The 11,817-nt window shown below is 68.2% G+C and carries 12 protein-coding genes; 7 read left to right on the top strand and 5 right to left on the bottom strand.

Annotation, left to right across the window (positions count from 1 at the left end):
- Positions 1 to 28 precede the first annotated feature (28 nt).
- A complete protein-coding gene (locus tag BGO20_RS09020; RefSeq protein ID WP_291661574.1) occupies positions 29 to 631 on the bottom strand; it encodes a superoxide dismutase in 603 nt (200 codons plus the stop codon).
- A gap of 310 nt (positions 632 to 941) precedes the next feature.
- On the opposite strand from BGO20_RS09020, the gene BGO20_RS09015 reads away from it, so the two are divergent.
- Positions 942 to 2,372 (top strand): hypothetical protein, encoded by a 1,431-nt coding sequence (locus tag BGO20_RS09015; protein WP_291661572.1) that lies wholly within the window; start codon positions 942 to 944, stop codon positions 2,370 to 2,372.
- A gap of 36 nt (positions 2,373 to 2,408) precedes the next feature.
- Here BGO20_RS09015 and BGO20_RS09010 read toward each other — a convergent pair whose 3' ends face one another.
- Positions 2,409 to 4,574, bottom strand: a complete 2,166-nt coding sequence (locus BGO20_RS09010) for a S9 family peptidase (protein ID WP_291661571.1) — start codon at positions 4,572 to 4,574, stop codon at positions 2,409 to 2,411.
- A gap of 329 nt (positions 4,575 to 4,903) precedes the next feature.
- Here BGO20_RS09010 and BGO20_RS09005 point away from each other — a divergent pair, with 329 nt between their 5' ends.
- The 3 genes from BGO20_RS09005 (at position 4,904) to BGO20_RS08995 (ending at position 6,681) form a co-directional block, all read left to right on the top strand.
- A complete protein-coding gene (locus tag BGO20_RS09005; RefSeq protein WP_291661569.1) occupies positions 4,904 to 5,320 on the top strand; it encodes a Ros/MucR family transcriptional regulator in 417 nt (138 codons plus the stop codon).
- A 189-nt stretch (positions 5,321 to 5,509) separates the two neighbouring features.
- Positions 5,510 to 5,878 (top strand): helix-turn-helix domain-containing protein, encoded by a 369-nt coding sequence (locus BGO20_RS09000; RefSeq protein WP_291661567.1) that lies wholly within the window; start codon positions 5,510 to 5,512, stop codon positions 5,876 to 5,878.
- Entirely contained in the window at positions 5,878 to 6,681 is an 804-nt protein-coding gene (locus tag BGO20_RS08995; RefSeq protein WP_291661565.1) for a DUF6456 domain-containing protein, read from the top strand. Before BGO20_RS09000 ends, BGO20_RS08995 begins: the two co-directional genes overlap by 1 nt.
- A gap of 40 nt (positions 6,682 to 6,721) precedes the next feature.
- On the opposite strand, the gene BGO20_RS08990 is transcribed toward BGO20_RS08995, so the two are convergent.
- Both BGO20_RS08990 and BGO20_RS08985 read right to left on the bottom strand, forming a co-directional pair.
- Entirely contained in the window at positions 6,722 to 7,147 is a 426-nt protein-coding gene (locus tag BGO20_RS08990; RefSeq protein ID WP_291661564.1) for a SufE family protein, read from the bottom strand.
- 72 nt (positions 7,148 to 7,219) lie between these two features.
- The gene (locus BGO20_RS08985) at positions 7,220 to 7,486 is read right to left on the bottom strand and encodes a hypothetical protein (RefSeq protein WP_291661563.1); all 267 of its coding nucleotides are present in this window, start codon (positions 7,484 to 7,486) and stop codon (positions 7,220 to 7,222) included.
- 319 nt (positions 7,487 to 7,805) lie between these two features.
- Between BGO20_RS08985 and BGO20_RS08980 the strand changes: the two genes are divergently transcribed.
- From BGO20_RS08980 to BGO20_RS08970, 3 genes are all read left to right on the top strand, one after another.
- Entirely contained in the window at positions 7,806 to 9,611 is a 1,806-nt protein-coding gene (locus BGO20_RS08980; RefSeq protein ID WP_291661561.1) for a PAS domain-containing sensor histidine kinase, read from the top strand.
- 151 nt (positions 9,612 to 9,762) lie between these two features.
- Positions 9,763 to 10,200, top strand: a complete 438-nt coding sequence (locus BGO20_RS08975) for a hypothetical protein (protein WP_291661560.1) — start codon at positions 9,763 to 9,765, stop codon at positions 10,198 to 10,200.
- 16 nt (positions 10,201 to 10,216) lie between these two features.
- Positions 10,217 to 10,552 (top strand): DUF1491 family protein, encoded by a 336-nt coding sequence (locus tag BGO20_RS08970; protein WP_291661558.1) that lies wholly within the window; start codon positions 10,217 to 10,219, stop codon positions 10,550 to 10,552.
- Here BGO20_RS08970 and BGO20_RS08965 read toward each other — a convergent pair.
- Positions 10,549 to 11,688 carry a DUF2336 domain-containing protein gene (locus BGO20_RS08965; protein ID WP_291661557.1) on the bottom strand — a complete coding sequence of 380 codons (1,140 nt, stop codon included), beginning with the start codon at positions 11,686 to 11,688 and terminating at the stop codon, positions 10,549 to 10,551. The two genes, BGO20_RS08970 and BGO20_RS08965, sit on opposite strands and share 4 nt — an antisense overlap.
- Positions 11,689 to 11,817: the final 129 nt, after the last annotated feature.

Here is an 11,817-nt window from a genome sequence, read left to right as displayed (position 1 = left end):
GGCCCCGTTTCCGTTAGGCGCGACGAGATCAGCCCTTGGCGGCCTTCTCGTACAGCTCCGCCACGTATTCCCAGTTCACCAGGCTCTCGAGGAAGGCCTTGAGATAGTCGGGGCGGCGGTTGCGGTAGTCGATGTAGTAGGAGTGCTCCCAGACGTCGACGCCGAGGACCGGCGTGCCGCCATGGACCAGCGGGTTCTCGCCGTTCGGCGTCTTGCTGACGGCGAGCTTGCCACCCTTGACCTCGAGCCAGGCCCAGCCGGAGCCGAACTGCCCCACGCCGGCGGCGGTGAAGTCTTCCTTGAACTTGTCGACCGAGCCGAAGGCGTCGACGATCGCCTTTTCGAGCGAGCCGGGAATCTTGCCCCCGCCATTCGGCTTCATCCACTTCCAGAAATGGAGGTGATTGTAGTGCTGGCCGGCATTGTTGAAGACCGCGGCGTTCTTGCCATAGGAGCCCTTGACGATCTCTTCGAGCGACTTGCCCTCGAATTCCGTGCCCTTGATGGCGTTGTTGCCGTTGTTGACATAAGCGAGATGGTGCTTGTCGTGGTGGTACTCCAGCGTCTCCTTCGACATGAAGGGCTGGAGCGCGTCATGAGCATAGGGAAGATCAGGAAGAGTAAAGGACATCAGGCCTCTCCTTGGGCTGTGAAATGGCTTGAATCAGAATGGCTTGCCATTCGGAGGCGGGGCCATGACAACCCGGCCGCTCCGCCTGGATAGTTAAGCGCCCCGGCCCCGCTCGACAACCGCCAAACGCGCCGAAAGCTGATCTCCGGCGGGGAAACCTCCGGCGCCCTCGACAGCTGGCCATAATCGAGCCAGATTCGCCCCGTTTAGGCGGGGCGATTGGAAACTCTCTCTTATTCAATATGTTAGAAAGATGCGCGCTTGCGCTCGCCTGCCGGGCCGGCGCAGGCACTGCTTCAGGGATGCCCAATTGATCGCGATTTTCTCTCTCCTCGGCCTCGGGCTCTTCGGTGGCGGTCTCTATGCCATCTATGACGGCTGGCCGTATCTGGTCCTGGAGCGTGGCTTCACCGAGGTCATCATCGGTTCGATCGCGGCGACGGGCGGCCTGATCATGCTGTCGCTGGCCTGGGTGCTGAAGCAGGTCGGGGCGCTCCGGGCTGAGCTCGCCGAAGCGGCCGAGGCGCGGACGCTTGCGCCGGCACCTGCGGACGCCGCCATGCCGGCCGCGCCGCCCGTAGCGCGCGGTCTCGTTCCGGCGGACGAAGCCACCGCCGCCCTGCCTGCCCTGCCCGTTACCCTCGGTGTCGGCGCGACCGGAGCGGCCGTTGCCGTCGCGGCTGCGGTTGCGGAACCGAGCGAGGCGGCACCACCTGGCCCGGAAGCGCCGGCGCGCGACCTGTTCGGCGCCCTGGTCACCGACCATTTCGCAGAGCCTGCCGCTGCCGAGGAGGCGCTGGACGAAGAGCCGGAGCCCGCACGCGACGAAGCCGTGCCGGACATGTTCGAGCCAGAGGCGGATGCAGCGGAACGCGACGCTCTCGACCATCCGGCGATCCCAGCCGAACCTGACGAACTCGCCGGGGCAGCCGTTGAGGCTTTCGAGCTGCCGAGCGAGGACGCGAGAGGCTTCGCGGATCATTTCGCACTCGACGAAGCCGCCGAAGCGACGATCGAGGTCGAGGGTGGCGAGCGGCCGCCGGAGCCGCCTGGTGCGGAGTCCGAGCCGCCCCGCGCCGAGACGGAAGACGACGAGACGCTCGCAGGGCAAGCCGAGCGCGACGAGTTCGCGGCACTGCGCGAGAGCCTGACCAACCAGCTGGGCGGCTTGTATCAGCCGACGAGCCGGATCGAGCCCTCCCTTGCCCCGGAGGATACCTTCTTCGCCCGGGAGGAAGCCTGGACGGGCGGGCATGGCGGACGGCGCGAGCCTTCTTTTGACACGTCCTCCTCCGACTCCTCCGAGGTTGGAGTGGATATCGAGCCGCCCGTTCGGAGCGAGCCTGCCGTGCCGGCCTGGCCGCCGCGCACCGAGCCGCATGCCGCCGACGTCCCGTCCGTTCAGGAAACTGGTGTGGAAGCCGCGCCCTTCGAAGAAGCTGGTGGCGAGCCAGCGCCGGCCGAGCCCGTTCTTGCGGCGGAGACCGAGCCGCACGAGGTGCAACCGGAAGCCGACGGAGCCCGGGATGAGGCCGCCCGGCCGGACGCCGAGCCTGCGGTCGCGGAACCGGCCGCGTCGGAGGAAGGCATCGTCGGCGCCTATCAGGTTGGCGAGACCCACTTCACCATCTACGCCGACGGCTCGATCCGGGCGCGCACGCCCGACGGCGAATACAGCTTCGCATCGATGGACGAGCTCAAGGTCTATCTGGCGAGCGAGAAGAGCAGGCTCGGCGTCTGAGCCTGCGCCGCTCTTCGCATTGCGCAGCGGCGTCGTTCAGCTTTCAGCCGCCACGGCCGGCCAGCCGTCGCCCGCCGCCTTGATCGCGAAGGCATAGGCGAGTGCCGTCTCTTTCAGCGAATCGAAGCGCCCGGCGGCTCCGCCATGGCCGGCTTCCATATTGGTGTGGAGCAGGATCGGTCCGCCCCCGGTCATGGTCGCGCGCAGCCGCGCCACCCATTTCGCCGGTTCCCAATAGGTCACGCGCGGGTCGGTCAGGCCGCCCATCGCCAGGATTGGTGGATAGGCCTGCGCCGCGATATTGTCGTAGGGCGAGTAGCTGCGGATCGTCTCGAACGCCTTCGCGTCGCGGATCGGGTCGCCCCATTCCGGCCATTCCGGCGGGGTCAGCGGCAAGGTGTCGTCGAGAATGGTGTTGAGGACGTCGACGAAGGGCACTTCCGCGACGATGCCCGCGAATAGCTCGGGTGCCATGTTGGCGACGGCGCCCATCAGCATGCCGCCGGCGCTGCCGCCCTCGGCGACGATGCGTCCGCGCGCGGTGAAGCCGGCGTCGGCCAGTGCTTCCGCCGCGGCGATGAAATCGGTGAAGCTGTTGCGCTTCTTCTCGCGCTTGCCGTCGAGGTACCAGCGCCAGCCCTTGTCGGTGCCGCCGCGGATATGGGCGATGGCGTAGACGAAGCCGCGATCGACCAGGCTCAGCGGCCGGGTCCTGAAGGCGGCCGACATCGCCGAGCCGTAGGACCCGTAGCCATAGAGCAGGCAGGGCGCACGCCCGTCGAGCTTCATGTCGGCCCGGTGCAGAACCGAGACCGGCACGCGCTCGCCATCCTGCGCCGTGGCGAAGATGCGCCGGACCTTGTAGGCGGACGGGTCGTGGCCCGACGGCACCTCCTGGCGCTTCAGCAATATCCGCTCCCCGGTGGCGAGGTCGTAGTCATAGGTTTCGGTCGGCCGCGCCATCGAGGCGTAGAGGAAGCGCAGCGTATCCGTGTCGAACTCGTAGCCCGCATCCATGCCGAGGCCATAGGCTTCCTCGTCGAAGGCGATGCTGCTTTCCGCCCCGGTCCGGAGATCGCGGATCGTGATGCGTGGCAGGCCGTCTTCGCGCTCCAGCCTGATCAGGCGGCCCCTCAGGCAAACATGGTCGAGGATCAGCCGTCCTTGCCTGTGCGGCACGAGATCGCGCCACTGCGCCGGTGCCGGATCGCCGAGCGGGGCCGTTACGATCTTGAAGTCTTCCGCGCCGTCGGCATTGGTCAGGATCAGGAAGTCCTCGCCATGATGTTCGAGGCTGTATTGCCGGCCGGGCTGGCGCGCGGCGACCAGGGTCACCGCCGCTCCGGCCACGTCGAGATCGAGCAGACGGACTTCCGAGGTCTCGTGGTCGCTGATCGAGATCGTCAGGAAGCGGCCGGACTGGCTCCTGTCGATATCGACGAACATGCCGGCATCGGCCTCGTCATGCAGCAGTTCATCCGTCGCGGCAGCCGTGCCGAGGCGGTGGCGCAGCACGCGGGAGGGCCGGTGGTCGGCATCGAGCGCAACATAGAAGAAGGAGCGCGCGTCCCGCGCCCAGACGATCTCGCCGGTCGTGTCCTCGACGGCGTCGGCAAGGTCCTCGCCCGTTTCGAGGTCCCGCACGCGTATCCTGTGCAGTTCCGAGCCGGCCTCGTCCGCGCTCCAGGCGAGCAGGCGATGGTCGGGGCTGTGGGCGGTGTCGGCCAGATCGAAGAAGTCCTTGCCTTCGGCCAGCGCATCGGCGTCGAGCATGATCTGCTCCCGGCTCTTAGTCTTGTTCTTGCCCTGACCGTCGCGCGGCCGCCGGCAGATCAGCGGGTGCTCGGCGCCCTTGCGATAGCGCGAATAATAGAGCCACTCGCCATCCGGCTGCGGGACGCTGGAATCGTCTTCCTTGATCCGCCCGCGCATCTCCCCGAGGAGCTCGCGCTGCAACCCGCGCGTCGTGCTCATCATCGCCTTGCAATAGGCGTTTTCCGCTTCGAGATAGGTGCTGATATCGGCGGGAAGCGCTTCTGGATGGCGCAGCACCTCCTTCCAGTTGGGGGCGCGGAGCCAGTCGTAGTCGTCGCGCAGCGTGACACCGTGCACCACGCTCTCCTTCGGGCGGACCGCGGCCACGGGCGGGGCCGGCGGGCGGCCGGATCGGCGCGGATGGCGAGGGTCGGGGGCAGGGCGCATCGGGATATCTCCAGGGCGGGGGGCCGAGACGTAGAGCCCGGTCGCCGGCCTGACAAGACGCGCTGGGCGAGGGGGCATTCAACTTGATTGAAATGGGAAAACGCAGTCATATTCATTTTCGAATATTGAGGTGAAATATTCTTGTTCGGACGAATTGTTCACTTGCATGACTAGGCAGTATCCATTACAGGCGGAATGCGATCGATCGGGTCGATGATTCTGTTGCCGGTAGTGGCTGTCACTATTGGCGAGGCTGGCCGGGAAAGCCGGGCTTCCGTAGACGTGCGGTCGGGTAGTGCATAGCAAGAACGATAAGGAGCGACAGAACTATGGCCGATAACGAGGGTGCAGATTTCATCGAATTGACGGCGGACATCGTCTCTGCCTATGTCTCCAATAATTCTGTCCCTGCGTCCGACTTGCCGGCGTTGATCAGCGAAGTCCACTCGGCGCTGAGCCGCGTCATCGGTGGTGCTGCCCCAGTGATCCCGGTCGAGGCGCCCAAGCCCGCCATTCCGGTCAAGAAGTCGATTACTGCGGATTATCTGGTCTGCCTCGAGGACGGCAAGAAGTTCAAGTCGCTGAAGCGCCATCTGCGCACGCAGTACAACATGTCCCCGGAGCAGTATCGCGAGAAGTGGGGCCTGCCGCCCGATTACCCGATGGTCGCGCCGAATTACGCCGAGGCCCGCTCGCAGCTCGCAAAGAAGATGGGCCTGGGCCAGCAGCGCCGCAAGCGCCGCTGATACCACGCGGCACCGCAAGAATTCGAAAAGGAGAAGCCGCCGGGCACCCGGCGGCTTTTTTCATGCCGGTCTTCCGCCGCAGGCGGTGCGGGGATAACTGCGACCGGGGCTTGCCATTCCGAGAATAGGAATATAATCATATCTCCCATGCTCCCCGTCGGAGCGACGCCTCGGAGGGGTATGGAACATATGGTGAACATCATTTCGACAGGCCCTGACATCGTCTTGCAGGAGACGGCAGGGGCGCGGCTGGCGGAAAGCGCTGTGGCCGCCGCCGCCGGTGTCGCCTCACCGGCGATCCGGGCCCGCAGCCGCGGCCGGAAGCCCGTCGCCAATGCACGTCAGAGGGCGATGTATCTCGCTCATGTCACCTTCGGATTGAGCCTGACGCGGGTCGGCGCCTGCTTCGGAAGGGATCGCACGACGGTCCGTCACGCCTGTGCGCTGGTCGAGGACAGCCGGGACGATCCCCGCTGCGAACTGGGCCTGGACATGTTGGAGGAGGCGCTGCTCGCGATCGAGTCCAGCCTGGCGCTGCGTTCCAGGGAGGTGCTGTGATGGTGCAGGACATCGAGATCCGCGACCGTGCCCGGCTGTTGAAGCATCTCGGTTCGCCTACCTCCTACGGCATTTCCTCGCCGCTGGGCTGCGGCCGCATCGCCTTGTATCGGATGGAGAACGGCGCGAGCCTCGGGGCCGGCTATGTCGTGCCGGCCGCCGCCGCGGCGCTCGTTTCCGAAGGGGTCGCCGTCTGGCGGACCGAAGGGCGGCGGGCCCGTCTCGTTTTGAAGGAGGATGCGGTGCCGCGGGCTTCTCCCGCGGTGGCCGCCGCCTCCACGGCGCCGCCGCAGCCTGCCGTGCCGCGACGCGACGAGCGCGAAAGTCCGTTGCTCTGGCTGCATCGCCGTCCCGGCAAGGACGGCAAGCCGCAGATCGGCGATCAGGAGTTTGCGGCCGGCGAGCGTTTCAGAGCGGATCTGACGCGCGCCCGGATGCTGCCGCGCACGACGATGAACTGGGACGCGGCGCTCACGCCGGATGAACGGGGCCCCGGTGCGCGCGATCCTGCCGGAGCCTCCGACGCCGCGGTCGCCGCCCGCCAGCGCGTTCGGCGCGCCTGCGAGCGGCTGGGGCCCGAGCTTTCCGGCGTCGCCATCGACGTTTGCGGCTTCCTGAAGGGGCTCGATCTGGTCGAGCGCGAGCGGCAGTGGCCGGCCCGTTCAGCCAAGGTGGTGCTGCGCCTGGCGCTGGCGACCTTGGCGTCGCATTACGGGATCGACCGCGTTCGCGAGCGGGCCGACATCGCCGGCTGGCAGGCCCCCGGCGCTCGCCCCGGCATTCGGCCGTCGCCGGAGCGCTGAGTGACCTGTCAGGGCAGGGGGCTTTGCCCCGCGGAGGCGCTCAGCCTGCCGTCGCGCGGGCGTCGTTCTTGATGCGCTCGATCATGGCGCGCACGCCGTTGGAGCGCTGCGGCGTGAGATGGGCGGCAAGGCCGAGCTTCTCATAGATGGCGAAGGCGTCGGTCGCGAGAATCTCCTCGGCCGTGCGGCCTGAGAAGATCGAGAGCGCGAGCGCGACCAGGCCCCGCACGATATGAGCATCGCTGTCGCCGCGGAAATGCAGCCGGGTCCGGGGGCCGGGACCGTCTTCGCGATGCATGTCCAGCCAGACCTGGCTCGCACAGCCGCGCACCTTGTTGGCCTCGCTATGGGCCTCTTCCGGCAGCGGCTCGAGGCCCTTGCCGAGTTCGATCAGGTAGCGATAGCGATCGTCCCATTCCTCGAGCAGTTCGAAATTGGCAACGATCTCGTCGAGGGTGGTGGTCATGTCCTGCCTTGCCGCCCGCGCCTTGTCCCGGGCCGGCGGGTTGTCTTCCCGCGGCTGGCTCGCGTCAAGTATTCAACGCGTCGTCGGCCGAGTTGTTGCCGCCGACGCGACGGCGCTCAGGATGCGCCCGCGTGTTTCCGGATCGAGCCCGGCCAGGATCTGGGCCGCCTCCCGCGCGGCGGCGAGACTGCCGGCCGCGGCGCGTGTCTCCGCCTGCACCGCGTTCACGACCTGCCCCGCGGCCTGCGGCGGCCCGGCCTCGGCCGATTTGCCGCCATGCACCGGCGAGTTCATGGCGATCAGGCCGATGATCGCGACCTTGCGCAGGAAATAAGCCATCTCGATCTCCAATGCGGCTGGGAGCCGCGATACGGACCTTAGCCCCCGATCCGGAAAAATCGCGTCATTTGGAATGCTCAAATACGAGTCGAATGCGCGCAGCCCTCTTCAGCTTCCGTTCACCTTGCTTTGAACTGGCCGGAAGCTGCGGCAATCCGCCGAAATGCGCGTAAGATAATGATGTATTTATATAAAATGAGAACGGACGCGGGCTCGCCGTCGCCGCCGCTGTCGCGCTTTAAGCCCCGCTTAAACCCCCCATGGCGAGATAGCGCGCAGCGGACGAACCGGTTCGCGAGAGTTAGGCGTTGCGTTGTTGATGATGGCAGCATTGAGGATACAGGCGGCGGCGCTGGTGCATGCATCGGTGCGCTCCGACAGCCGCGAAAGGATGCGCCACGAGCGCTTCATCCTGTCGCGCCTGCTCGTCGGTGCCGTATCGTTGGGGCTCGCCCCGGCCTACCTCGCCTGGCGTGGCGCACTCGGCACCTTCGAGGCTGCTCTGGTCGTTGCGGCGGCCTTGCCCTTGCTGGCGGTCTTCATCCTGTCGCGCACCGGCCGGCTCGACATCGCGCACGCGGTCTCGGCTGCTGCGCTCTCGCTCTTCGTCGTGTCCCTGGCGGGGGCGACGGGCGGCGCGAATTCGCCTCTGCTGGCCGGGCTGGTCGTCGTGCCGGTCGAGGCCGCCAGCTTCGGCGGCCGGAAATTCGTGTTCCGGGCGGGTGTGGTCGCGGTCGCGGCGCTCCTGGCCGTTGTCGTCGGCGGCGAGATCGGTGCTTTCTCCGCGCCCGCCGAGTGGTCGCGGCAGGCGATGCCGCTTTTCGTCGTCGGAGCGCTGGTACAGGCACTGATGGTCACGGCACTGATGCTGCGCCGGCGCGATGCGGAACTCGGCGAATATCGCGCATCGGACGAGCGGGCCCGGGCGCTGCTCGACCACGTCGGTGATCTGGTGACCTGGCACGACGGCGACGGGGCGGTCGTCTTCGCGAACGCGGCGGCGCGCGCGCTTGCGGGCGCCGAACCGCGGGAATTGATGGGGCGCGGCCTGTTCGAGCGCGTTCACATCGCCGATCGGCCGCTCTTCCTGAAGGCCCTGAGCGACGCTGCCCATGGCGATGCCGGCGTCAGCGCCTGCTTCCGCACCCTGTTCGTGCCGCTCGATGGGCACGGTCCGGGGCGGGTTCCGGTTTCGCGCTGGCTCGAGATGCAGGCCCACCGGGTCGAAGGTTCCAAGTCGCCCAAGGGCGCTACGGTGGTCTGCGTGATGCGCGATGTCACGGCGCGCCGGGCTCAGGACGAGGAGCGCGATCGCGACCATGCCGAGGCCCTCAAGGCCAACGACGTCAAGGGGCGCTTCCTCGCGACCGTCAGCCATGAGCTGCGCACGCCGCTCAATGCGATCATCGGATTCTCCGAAATGCTCAGCATGGACGATGCGGGCCGGCTGGATGCAAAGAAGCGCGCCGAGTACGCCGAGATCATCCATGCCTCCGGCCACCATCTGCTCGACGTGGTCAATACCCTCCTCGACATCTCGAAGATCGAGAGCGGCGCCATGTCGATCGAGCATGATCCGCTCGATATCGCCGCCCTCGCCAAGGATTGCTGCGCTCTGATGGCGCTGCGTGCGGAAACCGGCGGCATCGCGCTCGAGCATGTGCTCGGCCCGGCGCTGCCGCAGGTGGAGGGGGACCGGCGCGCCCTCAAGCAGGTCGTGCTCAACCTGTTGTCGAACGCGATCAAGTTCACGCCTGCCGGCGGACGCGTCACCCTCGCCGTCGTCCGCGACGGGGATGTGATCGACCTCTCCGTTTCCGATACGGGGATCGGCATCGCCGCCGCCGATCTGCCGCGGTTGGGTGATCCCTTCTTCCAGGCCAAGGGATCCTATGACCGCTCCCATGAGGGCACCGGCCTCGGCCTTTCGGTCGTGCGCGGTCTCGTCGGCCTCCATGGCGGGCGCCTGAGCGTGGAAAGCGCGCCGGGCGTCGGCACCCGCGTTTCGGTCCGCCTGCCGATCGGCGCCGCCGCCATGGTCGAGCAGCCGGGCAAGATCATCACTTTCGCCAGAGCGCCTCGCCGGGGCCTCGACACCAAAGAACCGCTTCGTCTGACCGCCTGAGAGCCGCACGATGTCCGCTACAATGGCCGCCCGCGCCCGCACCGGCGCTTCCTTGTCCGCCCCGGTCCGGCGGGCTCAGCCGGCGCGTCGGAAGTCGCCGTCCTGGTTCGCGCAGACGATCCGCGCTGCGATCCGGCGCCCGGGGCGGTCCATGCTCTTCCTGATGTTCGGCATGCTTTCCCTCGCCATCGTCGCGAACGCCCTGATGTTCCAGAAGGCCCGCCATCCCCGCCCGATGCTGGCCGCACCCGTCGAGGAGGCCCGCCCCGCGGCCTCCGCCCGGCGTGGGGAGCCGCCGGCTGCCCCGGTCATGGCGCCCCCTGCCGATATTCCGGCGCTGCTCGGGCCGGCCCTGCCGCCGTCGCGGCCGAGCGACCTGTCGCAGGCGCAGCCGACGGCGCGCGAGACCGCACCCCGTCCGCCGGCTACGGTCGCCGCCGCGCCGCGCACGGCCGCTCCGGCGCGCAATGCGGTCGTGCATGACCCGATCGCGGATCTGATCAACGGCACGGGCATTCGCCCGCCCGCGGATATCCGGGGCGCGAACGCCCGCTCGGGCGGCGCTCCCCGCCACACGGCTTCGAACTGAATCGGGAGCGCCGCCGATGGCGCGCCTCACCAGCGAGTTCTGGGTGTCGGCATGGCTCCGCCAGGCGGGGCTCGACGGGCTGGTCGCGGTGCTGCGCCGCCGCGGCGCCGCCGAAGCCGGCGCCATTTTCGTCAAGCTCGACCGCCTGGACGGGACCGCCGCCCTTTACGGCCCGGCCCCGCAGGCGCTTGCGGCGGATGACGGGGTGCGCCGCTTCCAGCTCCTGCTCGATTCCGATCCGCTCGCGGTGGAGGACCGAGTCACGCGCGAATTGCGCTTCGACGGCGACCTGTGGCTCGTCGAAATCGAGAACCGCGAGGGCGATCCGCGACTGGAGCTGGCGCCGGACTAGCCGCGTTCGCGTTGCAGGCCGACCCGGCCGAGCACGTCCGACATCGCCGGCTGGCTATCCGGCCTGGCGGCGCCGGTTCCGGCCCGCGACGGCGTGCCGCTGGGATCCATGACCGGCTGGTGCTGGCCGCGCCGCTGGGCCGCAGCAGGCGTGAGCCCGGCGATGTGCTGGATCAGGCGTCGGGCGATGACCGGCCTCGTCGCGCGCATTAGCGCCACGAGCGCGAAGATGCGCTCTACCGAGCGGGCCGTCTCGTCGCCGAGGCGGATGAGGAAGCGGGTCGCTTCCTCGACCGTCGTACCGCTCGCGACGAGGGAGAGCGCGGCAAGCTCGCGGCCGGCATCGTCTTCCATTGCCCGGGCGAAGGCTTCGTCGCCGCCGTGGAAGCGGGCGATCGCCTCGAACGCCCGGGACCGGTCCTCGCTGGCGAGATCGAGCCATTCGACAAGGGCTGTCGTTGCGAGCGGGAGAGTACGTTCCCCCGGATGCAGCGCCTCATAGGCGGAAAGCGAATCGATGATCGTCAGCCGCCGTTCCGGGCCGGCGCGCAGAAACAGTGGCGCCAATTCGAGATTGGACAGGTCGGGGCGGCCGAGGAGCCCGGGTTGATAGGCGGCGCGGCTGCGGGCGCGGGCGATCAGGATCGCGGCCGCAGGTCGAGGCAGGGGCGCCTCGATATTGGCGATCAATGCAAGGTCGAGGCTCTCCAGGTCGCGGTCGACCAGCATGAGCGTCGCGACGCTGGTCAGGTCCGGGCGCGAGGCCAGAGCGGCGAGCAGCATGTCGTCGCCCGTCTCCGCGAGCTCCTCGATTTCGCCGGTGCCGAGCGGCAGGCCGTGCCGCACCATCTCGGCGAACACGGCGCCGCCGCGGTCCCGCAGGGCCAGCAGGACCGGCGGCGGCGTGTGGCGCCAGCCGGCGAGCTTGCGCGCCAGGATCAGCGCGGTCGCCTCGTCGATGGTCGGCACGAGCGCCGTCGCCATCTCCGCAAAGGCCCTCAGGTCGTCGATCGGGGGCTGCTGCGCGGAGAGCAGGAGGTCCGCCTTGACGCGCAGCGACACCTGGCTGAGGTCGAGGCCGCCGTCGCGGGCGAGCCTGGCGAGATGGGCGAGTTCGGTGGTGTCGGGTTTGGTCATCGAGGCAGCAGATCCGGTGTCGAGGCGCAGATTATCCCCGAGGCCTTAAGACCGCGTTAACCATGTACGGGCCTGATGATCTTGAGAGCTGCGACTCGGGGTGCGGCTTCCGCAACCTCCGTGGCTCCC

Source organism: Allobosea sp. 67-29 (assembly GCF_001898115.1).
Taxonomy (GTDB): domain Bacteria; phylum Pseudomonadota; class Alphaproteobacteria; order Rhizobiales; family Beijerinckiaceae; genus Allobosea.
The sequence above is the reverse complement of the archived record's forward strand: the minus strand, read 5'-3'. Positions and strand labels throughout refer to the sequence as shown.